At 34.8% G+C, this 20,823-nt stretch carries 18 protein-coding genes; 11 read left to right on the top strand and 7 right to left on the bottom strand.

Annotated elements, in window-relative coordinates; genetic code table 11:
- Positions 1 to 12 precede the first annotated feature (12 nt).
- The 7 genes from hppD (at position 13) to AACY93_RS09255 (ending at position 9,219) form a co-directional block, all read left to right on the top strand.
- Positions 13 to 1,173: a 4-hydroxyphenylpyruvate dioxygenase gene (gene hppD, locus AACY93_RS09225; protein WP_286852943.1), complete on the top strand. Its 1,161-nt coding sequence runs from the start codon at positions 13 to 15 to the stop codon at positions 1,171 to 1,173.
- Between the two features lie 147 nt (positions 1,174 to 1,320).
- Positions 1,321 to 2,145 carry a DUF3108 domain-containing protein gene (locus AACY93_RS09230; protein WP_286852942.1) on the top strand — a complete coding sequence of 275 codons (825 nt, stop codon included), beginning with the start codon at positions 1,321 to 1,323 and terminating at the stop codon, positions 2,143 to 2,145.
- Positions 2,145 to 3,068, top strand: a complete 924-nt coding sequence (locus AACY93_RS09235; RefSeq protein ID WP_007646922.1) for a tryptophan 2,3-dioxygenase family protein — start codon at positions 2,145 to 2,147, stop codon at positions 3,066 to 3,068. The genes AACY93_RS09230 and AACY93_RS09235 overlap by 1 nt, the downstream gene beginning before the upstream one ends.
- Positions 3,068 to 4,324: a peptidoglycan DD-metalloendopeptidase family protein gene (locus AACY93_RS09240; protein WP_286852941.1), complete on the top strand. Its 1,257-nt coding sequence runs from the start codon at positions 3,068 to 3,070 to the stop codon at positions 4,322 to 4,324. Before AACY93_RS09235 ends, AACY93_RS09240 begins: the two co-directional genes overlap by 1 nt.
- A gap of 4 nt (positions 4,325 to 4,328) precedes the next feature.
- The gene (gene pgi / locus AACY93_RS09245; RefSeq protein WP_286852940.1) at positions 4,329 to 5,972 is read left to right on the top strand and encodes a glucose-6-phosphate isomerase; all 1,644 of its coding nucleotides are present in this window, start codon (positions 4,329 to 4,331) and stop codon (positions 5,970 to 5,972) included.
- A 161-nt stretch (positions 5,973 to 6,133) separates the two neighbouring features.
- The gene (locus tag AACY93_RS09250; protein WP_286852939.1) at positions 6,134 to 8,674 is read left to right on the top strand and encodes a TonB-dependent receptor; all 2,541 of its coding nucleotides are present in this window, start codon (positions 6,134 to 6,136) and stop codon (positions 8,672 to 8,674) included.
- A 104-nt stretch (positions 8,675 to 8,778) separates the two neighbouring features.
- Positions 8,779 to 9,219, top strand: a complete 441-nt coding sequence (locus AACY93_RS09255; protein WP_007646915.1) for a hypothetical protein — start codon at positions 8,779 to 8,781, stop codon at positions 9,217 to 9,219.
- A 194-nt stretch (positions 9,220 to 9,413) separates the two neighbouring features.
- Here the strand turns inward: AACY93_RS09255 and AACY93_RS09260 are convergent, their stop codons facing one another.
- Positions 9,414 to 10,466 carry an endonuclease/exonuclease/phosphatase family protein gene (locus tag AACY93_RS09260; RefSeq protein WP_286852938.1) on the bottom strand — a complete coding sequence of 351 codons (1,053 nt, stop codon included), beginning with the start codon at positions 10,464 to 10,466 and terminating at the stop codon, positions 9,414 to 9,416.
- Between the two features lie 138 nt (positions 10,467 to 10,604).
- Between AACY93_RS09260 and AACY93_RS09265 the strand changes: the two genes are divergently transcribed.
- From AACY93_RS09265 to AACY93_RS09275, 3 genes are all read left to right on the top strand, one after another.
- Entirely contained in the window at positions 10,605 to 13,136 is a 2,532-nt protein-coding gene (locus AACY93_RS09265) for a carboxypeptidase regulatory-like domain-containing protein (protein WP_339611790.1), read from the top strand.
- A 39-nt stretch (positions 13,137 to 13,175) separates the two neighbouring features.
- Positions 13,176 to 14,600 carry a DUF5689 domain-containing protein gene (locus AACY93_RS09270; RefSeq protein WP_286852936.1) on the top strand — a complete coding sequence of 475 codons (1,425 nt, stop codon included), beginning with the start codon at positions 13,176 to 13,178 and terminating at the stop codon, positions 14,598 to 14,600.
- A gap of 99 nt (positions 14,601 to 14,699) precedes the next feature.
- On the top strand, positions 14,700 to 15,152 hold the full coding sequence (locus AACY93_RS09275; protein ID WP_238307538.1) for a hypothetical protein: 453 nt from the start codon (positions 14,700 to 14,702) through the stop codon (positions 15,150 to 15,152).
- An 88-nt stretch (positions 15,153 to 15,240) separates the two neighbouring features.
- Here the strand turns inward: AACY93_RS09275 and AACY93_RS09280 are convergent, their stop codons facing one another.
- Positions 15,241 to 16,146, bottom strand: coding sequence for an endonuclease (locus AACY93_RS09280; protein WP_286852935.1), 906 nt, complete (start codon positions 16,144 to 16,146; stop codon positions 15,241 to 15,243).
- A gap of 130 nt (positions 16,147 to 16,276) precedes the next feature.
- Between AACY93_RS09280 and hflX the strand changes: the two genes are divergently transcribed.
- A complete protein-coding gene (hflX, locus tag AACY93_RS09285) occupies positions 16,277 to 17,488 on the top strand; it encodes a GTPase HflX (RefSeq protein WP_286852934.1) in 1,212 nt (403 codons plus the stop codon).
- Between the two features lie 36 nt (positions 17,489 to 17,524).
- Here hflX and AACY93_RS09290 read toward each other — a convergent pair whose 3' ends face one another.
- From AACY93_RS09290 to AACY93_RS09310, 5 genes are all read right to left on the bottom strand, one after another.
- Positions 17,525 to 18,460, bottom strand: coding sequence for a DUF3078 domain-containing protein (locus tag AACY93_RS09290; protein WP_286852933.1), 936 nt, complete (start codon positions 18,458 to 18,460; stop codon positions 17,525 to 17,527).
- 120 nt (positions 18,461 to 18,580) lie between these two features.
- Entirely contained in the window at positions 18,581 to 19,096 is a 516-nt protein-coding gene (locus AACY93_RS09295; protein WP_286852932.1) for a DUF2480 family protein, read from the bottom strand.
- A gap of 59 nt (positions 19,097 to 19,155) precedes the next feature.
- Entirely contained in the window at positions 19,156 to 19,479 is a 324-nt protein-coding gene (locus AACY93_RS09300; RefSeq protein ID WP_007646897.1) for a DUF59 domain-containing protein, read from the bottom strand.
- 66 nt (positions 19,480 to 19,545) lie between these two features.
- A complete protein-coding gene (locus tag AACY93_RS09305; protein ID WP_286852931.1) occupies positions 19,546 to 19,968 on the bottom strand; it encodes a SufE family protein in 423 nt (140 codons plus the stop codon).
- 48 nt (positions 19,969 to 20,016) lie between these two features.
- Positions 20,017 to 20,817: an META domain-containing protein gene (locus AACY93_RS09310; protein ID WP_286852930.1), complete on the bottom strand. Its 801-nt coding sequence runs from the start codon at positions 20,815 to 20,817 to the stop codon at positions 20,017 to 20,019.
- Between the last annotated feature and the right edge of the window lie 6 nt (positions 20,818 to 20,823).

Here is a 20,823-nt window from a genome sequence, read left to right on the forward strand (position 1 = left end):
AACATTAAAAAAATGAGTAAAGAAATAAAATCAGTAGAATACGGATTGGAAAAAATATTTGAAGGCGCCCAAGATTTCCTTCCATTATTAGGAACAGATTATGTAGAGTTTTATGTAGGGAATGCCAAACAAGCAGCACATTACTATAAAACAGCATTCGGATTTCAATCCTATGCTTACAAAGGACTGGAAACAGGATCTAGAGATGAGGTTAGCTATGTTTTAAAACAAGATAAAATTAGATTGGTTTTAACCACGCCTTTAAACAGCAAATCACCTATAAACGATCATATAGTAAAACATGGCGATGGCGTAAAGGTGGTTGCTCTATGGGTTGAAGATGCCAGAAGTGCTTATGAAGAAACTACCAAGAGAGGAGCCAAATCCTATATTGAACCAAAAGTGGAAACAGATGAGCATGGCGAAGTGGTTCGTGCTGGAATTTATACCTATGGAGAAACTGTTCATATGTTTGTGGAGCGCAAAAACTATAAAGGCAAATTTATGCCAGGTTTTAAAGAATGGAAATCTGATTACAACCCAGAACCTACAGGTTTAAAATACATAGACCACATGGTAGGAAATGTAGGTTGGGGAGAAATGAATACTTGGGTTAAATGGTACGAAGATGTTATGGGTTTTGTGAATTTTCTGTCTTTTGACGACAAACAAATCCATACCGAATACTCAGCATTAATGAGTAAAGTAATGAGCAATGGTAACGGAAGAATTAAATTCCCAATTAACGAACCAGCCGAAGGAAAAAAGAAATCGCAGATAGAAGAATATTTGGATTTTTACGAAGGTCCTGGAGTACAACATATTGCTGTAGCTACAGATAATATTATAAAAACCGTTTCCGATTTACGTTCCAGAGGTGTGGAGTTTTTATCAACACCACCAGAAGAGTATTATAAAGCTGTTCCAGGACGTTTGGATGAATTTAGTCACGAACTACGTGAAGATATTGAAACCTTAAAAAATTTAGGGATCATGATTGATGCTGATGAAGAAGGGTATCTGTTACAAATTTTCACCAAACCAGTAGAAGACAGGCCAACACTTTTCTTCGAAATCATTCAACGTATGGGAGCACGTGGTTTTGGAGCTGGGAACTTTAAAGCTCTTTTCGAGTCTATAGAGCGCGAACAGGAATTAAGAGGCACATTATAACAAATATTTAACTAAAATAAACCTAAAAACTCTATCAAATTTTCTGATGGAGTTTTTTTGTTTCATACATTTGGAATGGTAATTGTAAATAAAAGGTTGAAACAAAAAAATAGGTTTCAATAAGTTACATTTACAGATATATAAATTATGAAAAAAACAGTTCTATTACTCTTATCCATTTTAATATTGCAAACCGTTTTTGGCCAAAGCGAAAACAAATCTGGAATAAATGGTAACAAATTTGTTCAGACAGAAAGCTCTTTTGGTCATGGAGAGTGGTTTCGGTTTGAAATGAGTTATAGCGGGTTTTTAAAAGCTGGGGAAGCAACCATCACGGTTAACGAAACCGTTTATAAAAACAAACCAGTGTATCATGTGGTTGGCAAAGGTTGGACAACAGGAGCCATCTCATGGTTTTTTAAAGTGGAAGACAGGTATGAGAGTTATTTCGATAAACAAGACATTAAACCCTATAAATTTATTAGGGACATCAATGAAGGTGGCCATACCAAAAACATAGAAATTGAATTTGATCAAGTCAACCATAAAGCCTACGTAAACAATATCAAGCACAACAGAAAAAAAGTATTCGACACCAAACCGAATATTCAAGATATGATTTCCACTTTTTATTATTTAAGGGACAATCTGGACATAGATAATTTACAAATTGGAAACGAAGTGCATGTGGATATGTTTTTTGACGACGAAAACTATGGCTTTAAATTAAAATATTTGGGAAAAGAAACCATAACAACAGAATTTGGTAAAATAAGAGCACTAAAATTCAGGCCATATGTAATGGCAGGAAGGGTGTTTAAAGAAGAAGAAAGTTTGACACTTTGGGTCTCAAATGATAAAAATAAAGTACCTTTACGTATCCAAGCAGATCTAGCTGTTGGCTCTTTAAGAGCCGATCTGGATGCTTTTAAAGGATTAAAACACCCATTTAAAATATTAGTAACAGATTAATGGAATTAAATAAAGAATTAACCAGTCAATTAAAAGAAAAATTCGATGATCTTGGGCAAGACCTGGAAGTTCACTTAAAAGGGTTATTATATAGCAAACCCATAAATTATTGGGACTACATTCAAACAGATGCCCTTTTGGACCTTCAAACCCAACGTACGGTTTTGCCAGATGAGATGGTTTTTATTATGTACCATCAAATTAACGAGTTGCTGTTTAAAATGATTCTGTGGGAAATTGACCAAGTGGCAAAAAATGAAAACCTGGACGCTGCGTTCTTCTCCAACAAGCTCATGCGAATTAGCAGATATTTTGACATGCTAACATCTTCTTTCGAAATCATGAAAGATGGTATGGAAGTGGAGCAATACAACAAGTTTAGAAACACCTTAACACCAGCAAGTGGGTTTCAAAGTGCACAATACAGAAAAATTGAATTTGCTTCCACAGAGCTTATCAACTTGATAGATAACAGGTTTAGGGCAACCATAGATAGAAACACCTCTTTTGAACATGCTTTTAACCATTTGTACTGGCAAGCAGCAGGAAAAGACTACAATACAGGCAAAAAATCTTATTTATTAACAGTTTTTGAAGAACGATACAAAGATGAATTTATTAGATTTGCCAAATTCTATAACACTAATAATTTGTGGACCAAGTTTAAGCAGCTGCCACAGGAAGTTAGGGAAGATAAAGAGTTAATTAAGGCCATGCGTCATTACGATTACACTGTAAACATAACATGGGTCATGGCACATTACAATACAGCAAACCACTATTTGAACATAGGAGGAAAAACAGCTGAAGCAACAGGAGGAAGTGAATGGGTAAAATACATGCATCCAAAATATCAAAGAAGAATATTTTTTCCAGAACTATGGAGCGAACAAGAATTGAAAGATTGGGGAGAAAATGTCTAATGCTTTTTGCAATTATTTTAACCTTAAATAGTTGCAAAAATGAAAAATCGCCAGTTATTGAAGAAGAATTGGCCGTTGTAGAGCCAATTATTGAAGATGTTTATGAATTTGGTTTCAACCTAAACGATTTTCACGTTAAAAGAGATACCGTAAGAGCTGGAGACAGCTTTGGCGAAATCATGCAACGTAACAACATAGGTTATCCCAGAATATTTCAAATTGCTGAGAAAGCACGCGATAGTTTCGATATAAGAAAGCTTCAAATAGGGAAACCTTATACCATTCTTTGTACCAAAGACTCACTGCAAGAACCTAAATGCTTTATTTACCAGCCAAATAGGGAAGAATACATTGTCTTGAATTTTCAGGATTCCATTCATGCCTACACCAGCAGAAAACCTATAAAATATGTAGAAAAGGAACTTTCAGGAGTTATCACAAGTAATATTTCTGAAACTTTGGCCCAACAAGGTATCAGTTTTGTATTGGCATACAAAATGTCTGACATTTATGCTTGGACTATAGACTTTACCAGGCTGCAAAAAGGCGACAGGTTTAAAGTTATCTATACAGATAAATATATAGACGATACCATTTATGCAGGAATAGACAACATTAAAGCTGCAGTTTTTGAACATAAAAACGAACCGTTTTATGCCTTTGAGTTTGAAACCGATAGCATTAAAAGAATCAAAGATTATTTTAGTGAAGAAGCCAATAACCTTCGTCGTGCCTTTTTAAAAGCTCCAGTGGAATACAAACGCATTTCATCCAGATACAACCTAAGAAGACGAATTGCGCTTTATGGCAACAAAATAAGGCCTCATAAAGGAACCGATTTTGCTGCAGATATAGGAACACCCATTCGTGCCACTGCCAATGGAACCGTTACCAAATCCAGTTTTACAAGAGGAAATGGTAATTACGTGAAAATTAAACATAATTCTACCTACGAAACCCAATATTTGCACATGAAAAAACAAAATGTAAAAGTGGGACAATATGTAAGACAAGGCGATGTGATAGGTTGGGTTGGAATGACTGGAAACACTTCTGGGCCACATGTATGCTACAGGTTCTGGAAAAATGGGGAACAGGTCGATCCGTTTCGTGAAAAACTACCCGAAGCAGAACCTATTTCAGATAGCTTAAAATCCAGGTATTTAGAATATATTGCTCCTATAAAAGTGCAATTGGACCAGATAGAATTTGAAGCTAAAACACCTTCAGATAAGTTAATTACCCAGGTAAATTAATTTTATGAGCTTACCAAAGATTGATCCAACATCTACACATGCCTGGAAAAAACTTCAGGTACATTTTCAATCTATGGAAGAGGTTCATATGAAAGAGCTGTTTGAACAAAATCCAGATAGAGCAAATAAACTATCCCTTGAATGGGAAGATTTTTATGTGGATTTTTCTAAAAACAGGCTAACCGAAGAAACACTAGCCTTATTGTTTCAATTGGCAAAGGAAGTTAAGCTGGAAACTGCCATAAAAGCTTATTTTTCTGGAGAAAAAATTAACGAAACAGAACAAAGAGCAGTACTTCATACAGCTTTAAGAGCTAAGGAAACCGATGAAATTTTTGTGGATGGAGAGAATGTGGTCCCTAAAGTTTTTAAAGTAAAACAACATATAGAAAACTTTACCAATAGTATTGTTAATGGTTCTAAAAAGGGGTACACAGGAAAACCGTTTACAGATATTGTCAATATTGGGATAGGAGGTTCAGACCTAGGTCCAGCCATGGTTGTTAGCTCCATGGAGTTTTACAAAAATCATTTAAACACCCATTTTATAAGCAATATAGATGGCGATCATGTCCATGAGCTTTTAAAAAAACTGAACCCAGAAACCACGTTGTTTGTAGTGGTTTCAAAAACATTTTCCACACAAGAAACCCTTACAAATGCAAATACTATTAAAAGATGGTTTTTAGAATCTGCTAGTCAAGAAAACGTTGCTCAACATTTTGTTGCAGTTTCAACAAATACCGAAAAAGCTAAGGTTTTTGGTGTAAATAAAGACAATATATTCCCTATTTGGGATTGGGTTGGTGGCAGGTTTTCACTTTGGAGTGCTGTTGGACTTTCCATAAGTCTTGCAATTGGATTTGAAAATTTCAATAAGTTGCTTGCAGGTGCCAATAAAATGGACACCCATTTTAAAACAGAACCATTTCAAAAAAATATTCCAGTTGTTTTAGCCCTAATAAGTATTTGGTACAATAATTTTTTTAAGACCGAAACCGAAGCCGTTATTCCGTATTCGCAATACTTGAATAAGTTTTCAGCATATTTGCAACAAAGTTGTATGGAAAGCAACGGAAAATCGGTAGATAGAAATTCAAAAAATGTTTCTTATCAAACAGGAGGTGTGGTTTGGGGAACTCCAGGCACCAATTCGCAACATGCTTTTTTTCAATTAATCCATCAAGGAACAAAACTTATTCCAACCGATTTTATTGGCTTTGCAAACGCCTTGCATAAAAACAAAGCGCATCAGGACAAATTGATTTCCAATTTTATAGCCCAAACCGAAGCCTTATTATTTGGAAAAACAAAGGAAGCTGTATTACAAGAATTGCAAAATCAAAACGTACCAAAGGAACAAATGGAACGCCTTTTGCCTTACAAGGTTTTTGAAGGCAATAAACCAACCAATACCATTTTCATTCATAAATTAACACCAGAGAGCTTAGGAAAACTTATTGCCATGTACGAGCATAAAATTTTTGTACAAGGTGTTATTTGGAATATTTTTAGTTTCGATCAATTTGGAGTGGAATTGGGAAAGCAATTAGCTGGAAATATTTTAGAAAAAATGCAAAAAAACAGCTTTGATAATCTAGATGCTTCTACTTCAAAATTATTACAATTTTATAAGAAATTAACATAAAACATGTTGAAAAACATGTTAATAGCTTTTTCATTGAAAAAGTGTCAATAGCTTATTTATTCCTTATCTTCAAACAACAAAATTTCTTAACAATTAGATAATATTTATCAATTAATTAAGCGTAGTTTTGCAAAAAATTTAAAACAAATCTTTTTAATACAATGAAAAAAATTACAAGATTATTATTTTTAGCAGGAGCATTAATGTTTACTGCTTTTTCAATGGCTCAAACAGTTGTAACAGGAACTGTTATGGATGCTGAAATGGCTGCGCCACTTCCTGGTGCCAACATCGTTGAAAAAGGCACTACCAATGGTGTGTCATCAAATTTTGATGGTGAATTCTCTATCATGACCCAATCAACCGAAGGGGAAATTGTTATTTCTTATGTTGGTTATACCAAGGTGGTTGTTAAATTTAGTGGAAGCACAAATTTAGGAAACATAACCCTTAAGCCAGATAACACGTTAGAAGAAGTGGTTATTATTGGTAGTGGTGTAATCGATTTAGCTGAAGATAGAAAAACGCCTGTGGCTGTTTCTACCATTACAGCAAATCAAATTAGAGAAAAAGCTGGTAACTCAGATTTACCAGAAGTGTTAAAACAAACACCTTCTGTACAAAGTGTACAAGCTGGTGGTTTTGGAGACGGTCAAATGTTTTTACGTGGTTTCGACCAAACAAACACAGCGTTCTTATTAAACGGACAACCAATTAACGGCATGGAAGACGGGAAAATGTATTGGTCTAACTGGTCTGGTGTTTTAGACGTAGCTAATGCTGTTCAAGTACAACGTGGTTTAGGAGCTTCCAAACTTGCTATTTCTTCAGTTGGTGGTACGGTTAATATTGTAACAAAAACCATAGATAGAAGAGAAGGTGGTTTTGTACAACAAATGGTTGGAAACGACAATTATATTAAATCAACTGCTTATTACTCTACTGGAGTAAATGATAAAGGATGGTCTTTAGGCGTGTTGTTTGGTCACTGGCAAGGTGATGGTTATGTAGATTATACACAAGGTCAAGGACAAACCTATTATATTTCTGTTGGGTATCAACCAAACGATAATCACGCCTTAAACTTTATGTTAACTGGTGCGCCACAATGGCATGCTGCTGCAGGAAGTGGAGATATTCAAGACTTTTTAGACAATGGGAGAAGATATAATTCTTGGAATTTTACTGGTGTTGATAGTGATAACAATTTACATGGAGGTGTGTATCCTGGAGGTAGAAATATTTACCACAAACCAGTAGCTAACTTAAGTTGGGATTGGACTATTAACGATAAATCTGAGCTTTCTACTGTACTTTACGGTTCAATGGGTAGAGGTTCTTTCGCACAAGCAAGAACATCGGGAGATGAAGTAACTTATGCAAGAGGTTCAAACAACAACCACAACTGGTATGGTTTGGTTACTAACTACAACAACCAGTTAACGGAGACTTTAAACTTTAACGTAGGAGCCGATGTACGTTTGTATAACGGTATTCATTTTAGAGATGTAAGAGAGTTTTTGTCTGTAGATTCTGTAAGTGCTAGTTCAGGTTATAGTGGTGGTGAAACCTATTATTTAACCGAAGCAGGAGGAATCAATCCTTGGAATGTGTTTTTTAACCCAAATACAGACCACTTACAACGCTTTGGATACGATTACGAAGAGCAAATTAACTATGCTGGTATCTTTACACAATTAGAATACTCTAAAGATAATTTATCTGCTTTTTTCCAAGGTGCCTTATCTAACCAATCTCATGTTAGAACCGAGTATTTAAACACATCAACTCCAGGACAAGGGGAAGAGGGAGACAAAGTAAATAACATTGGATATAATCTTAAGGTTGGCGCTGCTTACACCATTACAGACATGCACAAAGTGTTTGTAAATGCTGGTTTTTATTCCCGTCAACCTTTCCATGATAATTTATATAAGGATGATAGAGGAAGTAATGAATTATTGGATCCAGAAGTTGAAAATGAAGAGATTACTGGTTTAGAAGCTGGTTATCAATTTGGTGGTGAACGTATTCAAGCCAATTTAAACCTGTACCATACTACATGGGCTAACAGAACACTTTTAGGAAGTAACGGTGAAGAAGGTGACGATTTCTTAAGTTATCAAACTTATGGAGTAAAACAAGTGCATATGGGAGTTGAATTGGAAGTATTTACACAACCGTTTGATAATTTAAGAGTTAATGGTTTCCTTTCTTTAGGAGATTGGCAATTTAAAGATAATGGAGTTCAAAAAACTTTTGATAATAATGGAGACCAAGTTGGTGAAGATATAGAAGTGGTAATAGATGGCTTTAATGTTGGTGGCGCTGCTCAGGTAACTGCAGGAATCAATGCTAGTTATGAATTTTTACCAAGATTAAGCGTGGATGGTGCTTGGAACTGGTACAACGATATGTATTCTACAGGATCTTTAACCAAAGCTACAATTGCTATGCCTTCTTATGATTTGGTAGACGCTGGCTTATCTTACAAAATGTTAGTAGGTAAAGATGATAGAAATTCATTGCAATTTAGAGTGAATATCAACAATATTTTCGACGAGGTATATTTGGAATCTGTTAATGGAAACACTGCAGCTTCTTTAAATCCTGAAGAAAACTACAAAGGTGTTAACACTAGCAATACGGGACGTTTTGGTTACGGAAGAACTTGGAACACAAGTATCCGTTTTAACTTCTAGTATTATTTAAATAATATTTTTAAAAACCTCTTCATCTTGAAGAGGTTTTTTTATGTGTTTATAATGACTACATTTGTGTTTTAATCAATAAAACACGTATAGATATGTATAACATGGTAAAAATACTTCACTCTTATTGGGCTTATTTAGTGCTTTTAATATTAGTGTTGGCAGTTATTAATAGTATTGTTAAACTGGCAGGTAAAAAGGAATATGAAGCCAAGGACTTTAGAATTGCTTTGTTCGCTTTAATTGTCTCCCACATACAGTTGCTTTTGGGATTCATCCTTTATTTTGTATCTCCAAGGTTTAGTTTGTTCAGTGAGTCTGGCATGGGAGAGATTATGAAAAACTCTGTGGACAGATTGTATTTGGTAGAACATCCTTTAATAAACATTATTGCTATCGTGTTAATTACTATTGGGTACTCCAAGCATAAAAAGAAACTGTTGTCCAATGCGAAATTTAAAACCATTTCAGTGTTTTATGCCATTGCGCTGGTCTTGTTTTTATCAAGAATCCCTTGGAACACTTGGTTGGCATAGCAAAGAAAAGTCATCAATTAAAAAAAGACGCTTTCGTTCATTTTGAACGAAAGCGTCTTTTTTAATACAAATAACAAAGTTATTGGGAAATTAAGTTGTTGGGAATTTCATTTTATAACTCAATAACACAGAAACCAGCAACTATTTTATTGTTATCCAGGAAGGATTTTAAAAGCTTATTAAAGCAGCTGTCCTTACTGTATTTCTTTAATCAAGAAAATATATACCGGAAAATGATCGCTAAAACCATCGGTAAATCCACCATCTGCAAAACTACGCAACGGATAGCCTTTCCATCTACCTCTTTTGTTCACCAAATAGTTTTTATTGTAAATTCCAGCTTTATAAAACCTGAAAGAGCTGTAATCTTTTTCCAAAAAAGGTTGAGTCATCATAATTTGGTCAAACAAACTCCAGCTATCTCTATAGCCAGTTGTTCCCATTCCGTTCTTAAAAAAGGTTTCATAAGGGTTGTAAATACCTTTTAGTTTTACATCCTCTTTCTCTTCTTCTGCTTTTAAAACGTCTTTGATACTCGCATTATTTGGGTTGTCATTAAAATCTCCCATGATAATTATTTTAGCATAAGGATCAATGGTTTGTAACGAGTCTATTATTTTTTTACTAAGTTTTGCTGCACCAACACGTTTGGGTCTGCTTCTTGCCTCTCCACCACTTCTAGACGACCAGTGGTTTACAATAATATGAATCATTTCATTTTCCAGTTTTCCACTAACTAGCAGTTGGTCTCTAGTATAAACACGTTCTCTGCTGTCGTCGTCAAAGATTATCAGTTCATGGCTGCTGGTGTGTAAAGGGGTGAAAAATTTCTTCTGATAAAACAATCCAACATCAATACCACGACGGTCTGGAGAGTCGTAATGCACAATGCCATAATCTTTATCCAATAGTAAAGGATCGTTGGCAACGTCTTCCATCACTTCCCTGTTTTCAACCTCAGACACACCTATGATAACTGGTGAATTTTGGGCAACATCTGTACCTATGTCAGAAATCACACGAGCCATATTGCTCACTTTCTTTTTGTACACTTCTTGGATATCGCCTTTCATTTCCATGATAGGACTGGCTTCATCGTTTTTATTAGGGTCGTTAATGGTATCAAACAAATTCTCTAAATTATAGAAGGCAACTGTATGGATTTTAAATGTTTTCTTTTCTTGGGCGTTTACAGTTATAAAAGCAATAAATAGCATAGCCGTAAGCCCTAATTTTAAATGTTTCATTTACTTGTATGTTATGTTATAGTTATGTTAATACAAATGTTCTGCCAAAAGTAGATATTTATTATAAATAATGTAAATTTGCAAGCCTTAATTAATGATAAATTAACGCAAATTAAATTATTAACTATAAATTCAAGTATGAAAAAAAGTTTATTTATTTTTCTATTAGGAATTTTTTCAACTATTACAGCAGTGGCCCAAGAAACTGTTGTAAAGGGAAGTGTCACAGAGGCCATTTCTTTTGAACCTATTCCAAGTGTAACCGTAACTGTTGAAGGAACTGTGCTATCTGTTGAAACTGATGAAAACGGTGAGTTTCAATTTTTAGAACAAGTTCCGTTGGGAGAACAAGTGTTGCACATTTCTAAAAGTGGATATATCTCTAAAAGATATCCAATAGTGGTTAACCAAGGGCAAACTGTTAACATCACAGATATGACCTTAACTAAAGATGTTTCTGAAGCAGATTTGTTTACCATTACTTTAACAGACGATGAATTGGATAGTGACGATAGTGGCCTGGATAATATTTCAGGATTATTACAATCGTCTCAAGATGTGTTTCAACGTACTGCAGCATTCGAGTTTAGCTCTTCTTTCTTTAAAGTAAGAGGATTGGATTCTGAGAACGGTTCGGTTTTAATTAATGGAATCGAGATGAACAAATTGTACGACGGAAGACCTCAATGGAGTGATTGGGGAGGATTGAACGACGTGTTGCGTAACCAAGAGTTAACAACAGGTTTGCAGCCTTCTAGCTATAACTTTGGTGGTGTTTTGGGAACTACTAACATGATTGTTAGAGCGTCTCAATATAGAGAAGGTGGACGTGTTACATACTCTTCTTCTAATAGAAGTTATACAAACCGAGTAATGGCCAGCTATGCTTCCGGATTATTAGATGGAGGTTGGGCTTTCACTTTTATGGCTGGAAGACGTTGGGGTAACGAAGGCTATCAAGATGCTACTCTGTACGATGCCAATTCATTCTTTGCTTCGGTGGAAAAAGTAATAAACGAAAAACATAGTTTAAACTTCACTTCTATTTACACACCAAACCGTAGAGGGAAATCGTCTCCAAACACCCAAGAAGTTTACGATCTAAAAGGGATTCGCTACAACGAATATTGGGGATGGCTAGATGGTGAAAAGAAAAACTCACGTATAAAAGAAGTAGAAGAGCCCATCTTAATGTTAAACCATTATTGGGATATTAACAGCAAAACAAGCTTAAACACAAACGTAGGTTACCAATTTGGTAAAATAGGAAACAGCCGTTTGGATTATGCAGGAGGAGCCAACCCAAGTCCAGCCTATTATCAAAATTTGCCTAGTTACTTCTTGGCAGATGCTGATGGTCCAGATTATGCTGGCGCATATTTGGCAGAGCAAGAGTTTATCAATAATGGACAAATAGATTGGGAACGCATTTTAGATGCCAACCTTACCAATAACATTCCTGTTAATGGCGAAGAACCTGGTGCCTATGTCTTGTATGAAGACAGAAGCGATGACACGCAATTTACTGTAAGCTCTGGATATGCCCAAGCACAATTTAAATACAATAAAATAGATTTTTATGTCTCTGGAAGCTTAACAAGCACTACTTACCAAAGAGAAGGTTTATGGGAACATAGCGCATATCCAGGAAATGAATCTTTAGGGAAAGGTGAAAAATTAAACTTTACAGGTATTGGAGCTAAAGGTGGATTTACTTATAAAATTACCGGGAAACATTTAATAGATGTTAATGCAGGCTATATTACCAAAGCTCCAACTATTAGAAACACGTTTTCCAATTCTAGAGAAAATAATAGCATAGTAGATAATATTACTGAAGAAAAAATAACGTCTGCAGATATTAGCTATATTTTTAGATCCCCAATTGTAAAAGCAAAACTTACAGGGTTTTATTCTAAAATTGAAGATGCCAACGAAATTGCCTTTTACTATGCCGACGGGATAACAGGTACCATTCAACAATATAACGAAACATCTGCCTTTGTTCAAGAAGTGTTATATGGTGTTGATAAAAAACACATTGGAGGGGAATTAGGTCTTGAAGCTCAAGTAACACCAACCATTAAATTAAAAGGCGTGGCTTCTGTGGGTCAATATACTTATGATAATAATCCAAATCTCTACTTAACATCCTCTAGTTTTGATAGAACAAGAACTTTTAAATCAAACTTAAAAGATTATAAGGTGGCTGGTGGTCCACAACAAGCATATTCTGTAGGTTTTGAATATAGAGATCCAGATTATTGGTGGTTTGGAGCTACAGCTAACTTTTTCTCAAATACCTATGTGGACGTGAGCCCAATAACTAGAACAGAAAACTTTTATCAAGATAGTGATGGCTTGCCTTTTAACGATTATAATGAAGATATCGCTAGAGAGTTATTGAAACAAGAAGAGTTTGACGATTATATGGTTGTAAACCTTACAGGCGGAAAATCGTGGAAAATAGGAGATTATTACATTGGCTTCTTTGCAAGTGTCAATAACTTATTGGACGAAGTATATAAAACAGGTGGTTTTGAACAAGGAAGATCTGCCAATTACCAACAGTTATTGGAAGACAACTCAAATCCAAAAAGACGTTTCGGTCCAAAATATTGGTATGGACGTGGAACCACTTATTTTTTAAATGTTAACTTTAGATTCTAAAAAAAGAAAAAGAAAAAAATTAATTAAAAATTATTAATCATGAAAACAAATAAATTTTTAAAAATAGTACTGGGATTAATGGTAACCTTTGCCATTGTTTCCTGTGTACAAGACGACGATTATTCGGTTCCTAGCAGCATGGGAAATGAAGAGAATACAGCATTAAATAATTTATTGGCTACTGGAACAGAAGTCTCTATGGCAGAATTAAAACAAATGTATCTTACAGAGCCAGACCCAGGAGATAATGCAGCTGTTCTTATTGAAACCAATATTTATGTGAAAGGCTATGTGTCTTCTTCTGATAAAACAGGAAATTTCTTTAAAGAATTTTTTATTCAAGACAGTCCTTCAAACCCAACCATTGCTATTAAGGTTATTTTAAACGAAGTGGATACTTACAACCAATTTAATTTTGGAAGAGAAGTATATGTTAGCTTAAAAGATCTTTATGTTGGTGAAGAGCGTATAGAAAATGGTGTTATCACAATTGGAGGAGGCACAGAAACGGACCAATACGGAACAACTGTAACCAGTTTGGGAACTATTCAAACAAATTCACACGTTTTTAGATCTACAGTTACTGAAGAAATTGTACCACTTAATCTTACCTTTTCTCAAATAAACGCTAGCCATGTAGGTTTATTTGTTCAAGTAGATAATGCAGAATTTGCAGACAATTTAATTGGAAAACGTTATTTCGATCCATCTCAAGATTTTGATACCAAAAGAACTTTACAATCTTGTGAAGGGTTTTCATACTCGACATTCCAATTGGAAACAAGTAGCTTTGCCTCTTTTAGAGACGAATTATTACCAGTTAAAAATGGCTCTATTGCTGCTGTAGTTAATAAAACATACGATGGTTCAGGACTTGTATTGGCTTTAAATACTACAGATGATGTAATGTTTAACAATGATAGATGTACACCTTTGGACATTAACGATTTCACTGTTGTCGCTGAAGAAGATTTTGAATCAGCTGTAAACAATACCAATTTAGACTTTCCAGGATGGACTAACTTTGCAGAAGCAGGTGGATGGGTTTGGAGAGAAAAAACGTTCTCAGGCAATGGCTATACAGAATTCAGCACTTACAACTCCGGAGACGCAGTCAACATTGCTTGGTTGGTAACTCCTGGTATCGATATGTCTGGTCTAGAAAACGTTTTTGTGAACTTTGAAGCTGCACAACACCATTTAGAATCACCAGATAATACTTTAGAGATTTTTGTTTCTACAGATTTTGATGGTTCTGATGTGTTAGGTGCCACTTGGGAGCCGGTTTCAGCCAATTTACCTTCTCAAGCTAATTCTTGGTACGAGTTTGTGGATTCAGGATTAATTGATATCTCTGCTTATTCCGGTACTGTGTATGTAGCTTTTAAAGTTACAGGTTCTGGTACAGATACCACTTTGGATGGTGCTTATCAAATTGATAACTACAAAGTATTGGCTAACTAATTTTAGCCATTGTTTCATCGATTTTAAATCATCAAGAACCTGTAGTTCAGAAGATTAATTATTTCGGTGGTTAATGGTATTATATGCCAAATGTCCATTATGGACTTTCATATATTAAAACCTGCCAATGGGAAACATTGGCAGGTTTTTTTAATTTTTATCTCCACATTCTTTATGACACTTTTCGACGCATTGTTCTTCAACGTATTTAAACACTATAAGGAAGCTAAGAGCAAAAAAGCAAATCAAATGGCTACCTTGTATATCTCTATTTTACAAGTAGCTATTTTATTGGTGTTAGGTGCGTTTTTTGCAGGTTTTTTTAATCAAATGAACATGGATACCATGTCTCAGGATAAAGCTTGGTTTTTGTTTGTTTTGGCAGCTGTTTTTATTTTCTTTAAAAATTGGATTCAATATGCTGGCAGAAAACGTAAAGTATTAAATGCCAAAATGCTTAAAAAGAAAGGGACTAACTATTCTATGGTTATGCTTTGGTTATTGCCAATAGCTTGTGTGGTTCTGGCTTTGGTAATTTTACAGGCTATTTAGTTTTTTTGCCAGGAACCAGTTTTGCATCTTTGTGTCTTTGCGAGAAGAAAGGATTAATAATTGCTCAGCAAATCTTCGTGTTATAACTCTAGCCCAAGACAATATACACTGGAAAATGATCGCTATATCCACCATGATATCTGTTTCCTTGAAACGTTCTATTTGGACTGCCTTTATGCTTGCCTTCAGAATTCTTTAAAAAAGCTGCATCAAAAATATTAGCGCTATTAAAAGATAAACTGTTTTTTTCAACATTAAAAAAAGAAGTGGTTAAAAGTATCTGGTCAAACAAATGCCATTGTTTGTTATGGATGGTTGAACCTCGACTAAAAGACCTAAGTGCTTCAAAAGGATTTTGTAATTTGTGCTGATTTACTAAACGTTTCACGCTCTTACTAGTGGGATTATCGTTAAAATCCCCTAAAACAATAATCCTAGCTGATTTATCTTTAGTTATTATGGAAGTGAGAATCTCACTTACTTTATGTGATGCAGCCAAGCGTTTGTATTCCGTTTCTTTATCGTTTTCTCGTTTAGAAGGCCAATGATTTACTAACAAATAAATTTTCTCAGTATTTAAAAAGCCTGAAATGAGTAAAATATCCCTTGTGTATTCTGTTTTTCCAAAAGCATTTTTCAATTCAAAAGAATAGGGTTTGGAGCTTTCAACTTTAAAATATCCAGAATCATACAACAAAGAAATATTTATGCCTCGTTCATCCCTAGATTTATAAAAAACATAATTGTAGTTACAGCCCTTTAAAGGTGCTGATTGAATCAAATCTTCCAAAACGGTTTCATTTTCAACTTCGGCTAAACCAATAATTGTAGGGTGTTTATCAGTTTCAGCCTTCCCTATTTCGAACAACGTATAACCAATATTGTTTAATTTTTCAAGATAGCGTTTTACTGTCCATTTTTTATCTCTTGTTAAGGACAAGTCGCTAAAAGGTTCAAATAAGTTCTCTACATTGTAAAATGCAATACTGTGCATGTTTTTTAGCATTAGTGAAAATTGGTGAAACCTGACAACCTTGTGTCTTTAGTTTAAACGTATTTGAGGATTTAAAAATATAAAAATTAAAATGCTTACAATTACGTAACTTTGTACTTTATTAACATATATGATAGAAAAGAAAGATATAGCATTAGAAAGAGCTGTTTTAATAGGAGTTGTAACAAAAGAACAAGACGAAGCGAAATCCAAGGAATATTTAGATGAGCTAGAGTTTTTAACCTATACAGCAGGAGGTGAAGTAGTAAAACGGTTTACTCAAAAAATGGATATGCCCAATCCTAAAACCTTTATAGGCACAGGTAAAATTGAAGATGTTAGGGTGTTTATTAGTGAAAATGATATTGGTACAGCCATTTTTGACGACGAATTGTCTGCTGCACAAGAACGTAACATCAGTAAAATTTTGGGTTGTAAAGTCTTGGACAGAACCAATTTAATCTTGGACATTTTTGCACAGAGAGCACAGACCAGTTATGCCAGGACACAAGTGGAATTGGCACAATGCGAATACTTACTACCTCGTTTAAAAGGAATGTGGACACACCTTGAAAGACAAAAAGGAGGTATTGGAATGCGTGGTCCAGGAGAAACAGAAATTGAAACAGATAGACGTATTGTTAGGGACAAAATTGCACTTTTAAAAGAAAAAATAAAAACCATTGACAAACAGATGGCTGTGCAACGTGGCAATCGTGGTAAAATGGTTCGTGTTGCTTTGGTAGGTTATACCAATGTGGGAAAATCTACCTTAATGAACGTGATTAGCAAAAGCGATGTCTTTGCCGAAAACAAACTGTTTGCAACCTTGGATACAACCGTTAGAAAAGTGGTGATTCAAAACCTGCCTTTTTTATTAAGTGATACAGTTGGGTTTATTAGAAAGTTGCCCACTCAATTGGTTGAAAGCTTTAAAAGTACTTTAGATGAAGTTCGTGAGGCAGATTTACTGCTTCATGTTGTAGATATTTCACATCCTAATTTTGAGCATCACATAGAATCTGTAAACAAAATTTTGGGAGAAATTGATAGTTCAGACAAGCCAACCATTATGGTGTTCAATAAAATAGATGCCTATAAGCCGGAACCTTTTGATGAAACCGATCTCGAGACCGAAAGAACCGAAGCAAATTATACCATACAAGAATGGAAAAAAACCTGGATGAACCGGGTTGGAAACAATGCTTTGTTTATTTCTGCTTTGAACAAAGAAAATATGGACGACTTTAAAAAACGGGTTTATGATGAGGTTCGGGAAATTCACGTAACACGTTTTCCGTACAACCATTTCCTGTATCCGGATTATAACGAAGAAGAATAAAAAAGGCGCCAATTGGCGCCTTTTTTTTAATATTGTTTAGAAATTATAGCTTAAACCAAAGGTGGTGTAAACCTGTACAGCATTATCAACATTGTCGAAATCTGGTGCAGTACCTGTTCCATCCCATTGGCCCAACGCATAATTAAGCGCTTCTTGCTTACTGTCTCTTAAACCTAGCTCAAAACCAAGACCAATTCCTTTCCAAACGGTATAACTAAGAGAGTTGATCCAAGTCCAGTTTGATAAATCAGAATCTTCATAACTCATAAATGCAGAAAGATTTGAGTTAAATTTCAATCCTCCAAATGAACGGTTGTAGTTAGCAACTACTTTAGCACCCAAAGATGATTCAAAAATAGCATCGTTATCAGCAAAAACAAAGTTATAGTTTAAAGGATGAACCACAACAACCAAATTCTCGATTGGTGTCCAAGTAATACCAACACCTAAATCCAAGTATCCAGGATCGTTAAAGTTTTTAATAATGGTTGTTCTATATTCAGCCAAGGTTGATGCAGCTAAACTTTTGGTTATTTTATAACCAAAAAGGGAGGTTACGTTAAACACATCGCTGGACTCCCTAAAATTATCATCGTCATTTGGATCGTCTTTATCATCAAACTTTACCCAACTTAAGTTAATGTTTGCCGTATTGTACCAAAAATAGTTGTCCCTATCTAATTTAGCATGAGGATTTACTGTAATGCTAATGTTTCCTGCAGAATTGTTAGGAGAGCCTTGCGCATACCAGTTATTAAAGTTAGAGAAACTGGCACCAATTGTACCAAAAGCACCAAATTTCCAGCCTGGATAGGTGTCTATTTGTTTTTGAAGGTCGTCTACACGTGCTTGAATAGCACTAATAGAATCTTTCTTAGCTTTTTGCTCAGATTTTAATTCTTCTTTTGTTTGAGAAAATCCAGCTGAAATAGTAAATACCACAACCAAGATTGAAAGTAATTTTTTAGTCATTTTTAAGAGTTTTTATGGATTAAATAATTATAAAAGCCTGCAAATATAGATGTTACATAACATTTATCAAAAAAAAATGAATTAATAAATAAATGTAATCAATTAAATTGAAATGAATATCTATAATGTTTTTTGTTGTTTAAATAAGGGAACAGAAGAACAAGCTTCTCCGTACATAATGGATTTTGCAACGGGCTTTAGTTTCTCTGTAATCATTAAATAAGCATTTTTTGGAACAGGTTTGTTGGAACAACCTTTAATGATCACAGGTTTATTTTTGAAAGGGCTTACATCCAATTGATTGATTATGTCTTGGTAAATGGCTGTCTCCAACAGCTCCAAATCCCCAATAATGGTTTTCTTGGATATGGATTCCAGTTCCAAAACAATAAGCATATAAGCCCAAGCCGGAATTATGGCATCTGTAGAGCAGGTTAAGGCAATGTATTGATCTTGGTATTGAGACCAAGAGTGTTGTTTAACATATTCCCTAAAGTCTTTTTCACGCAGGACAAAACCTTCAAAAAGCCAGTCTTTAATATCCAACAATTGTCTTTTTCCTTGTGGATAATAATCTTCCAGGTCCAAAACTTCCAGCTTGCTGTTCGCAACACGATTTATAATCTCTTTTTCCACGTTTTGTAGTTTGTTTTAATGTTGTAAACGGAACTTTGTTTATAGAATACCGAAAAGTTTTACAGCATTCCAAGTTCAAGTTTGGCCTCCTCACTCATAAGTTCTTGACTCCAGGGTGGATCGAAAGTAATTTCAACCTCTGCAGTTTTTACTTCGTCTAAAGATTTTACTTTTTCTTCAACTTCCAATGGAAGTGTTTCTGCTACTGGACAGTTTGGTGTTGTTAGTGTCATTAAAATCTTCACTTCATAATCTTCGTTTACAAACACATCGTAGATTAAGCCCAGTTCATAAATGTCTACAGGTATTTCCGGATCGTAAATGGTTTTTAAAACTCTTACTATTTTTTCGCCCAAAGCGTTGGTATCTATGCTTGTTTCCATGGTTTTTTTTGTTCAATGTTTAAGGTTCAACATGCTTTAAAATTTAAAATTTTGAACCCTGAATATTTAATTCAATTGCGTTTGGTATGCAAAAGCATACATTTTTAATTGTTTTATCATACTCACCAAACCGTTGGCCCGTGTTGGTGATAAATGTTCTTTCAGACCAATTTTATCAATAAAATCGGTATTGGCATCAATAATATCTTTAGGATGCTGATTAGAGAACACACGAATTAATATAGCAATAACACCTTTGGTGATAATGGCATCGCTATCTGCCGTAAAAACAACCTTGTTGTTTTCCATGTTTGCGTGTACCCAAACTTTACTTTGGCAGCCTTTAATAAGATAATCATCTGTTTTGTATTGCTCGTCTATAAGAGGTAAGGTTTTCCCTAAATCTATCATGTATTGATAGCGTTCCTCCCAATCGTCAAACATGGCAAATTCCTCTATAATATCGTTTTGAATGTCTTGAATGCTCACTGCTTATTATTTTATACAAAAGTACAATAACTATTGCTTCTAATCAATTTATTGCTTTTTTTCAGCAAGTCCCAAAAGAGTTGAAACCAATGAAGCAATGTATTGGTTTGGTTCTCCATGATCAAATTCTGGGGTTTGGTAAGTATCACCTTGATAGCTTACTTTTAAAATGGCAATGGCAGCAGCATCCACAAATCTTTTTTCTGAAGGTGCTTTTAAGCTGTTTAATTTTTCCAACTCCAAGGCTCTAACTTCTTCAAGAAGGGTGTTGATTTCTTCTTGGGAACAGGTTCTAACTGTTGGTGTGGATGCTCTGTCTTTTTGAATGGAGATTTTTCCGTTTTCAAAAACATACTCATTAAACAGGCCTCTGGACATGGCTGTATAGGTTATTTTGTAACCAGTGTCCTGTTCTGAATTGTCCTCCAGTATTTTAGTGGCTTTTATAAGCGTTTTATCTGAATTCAGTAACGTAAGCTCCCTATTGTTCAATGAAAGGGCGTTGGTATTGCTCAAGGCTTCCAACATGGTTTTTTCTATTTGGTTTTCGGTTTCCCTGCAAGCCATCCTGGTGGAGGCCAGTGGACCAAAAGAGATTGTGTTTTCACTAATTTTATAAGTTCCTGTAAATCTATTGCACCCAGAAAACCCAGATACTGTGTTTGTTTTTTCATCAAATAAGAGTGTCAATTCTGAGGTCGTATAGTTGGTTTCGTGAATGGAAGTCACCAAATAGTTTCCCGAAATCTGATCCATAACTTCTCTGTTATTTCCCATAGCTGTTGCATCTTTTGAGTTTCCACAAGACATGAACGTAAAAAAACTTAGTAAAATGGTTATATATTTCATGATATT

Source organism: uncultured Xanthomarina sp. (assembly GCF_963971605.1).
Classification (GTDB): Bacteria; Bacteroidota; Bacteroidia; order Flavobacteriales; family Flavobacteriaceae; genus Xanthomarina; species Xanthomarina gelatinilytica.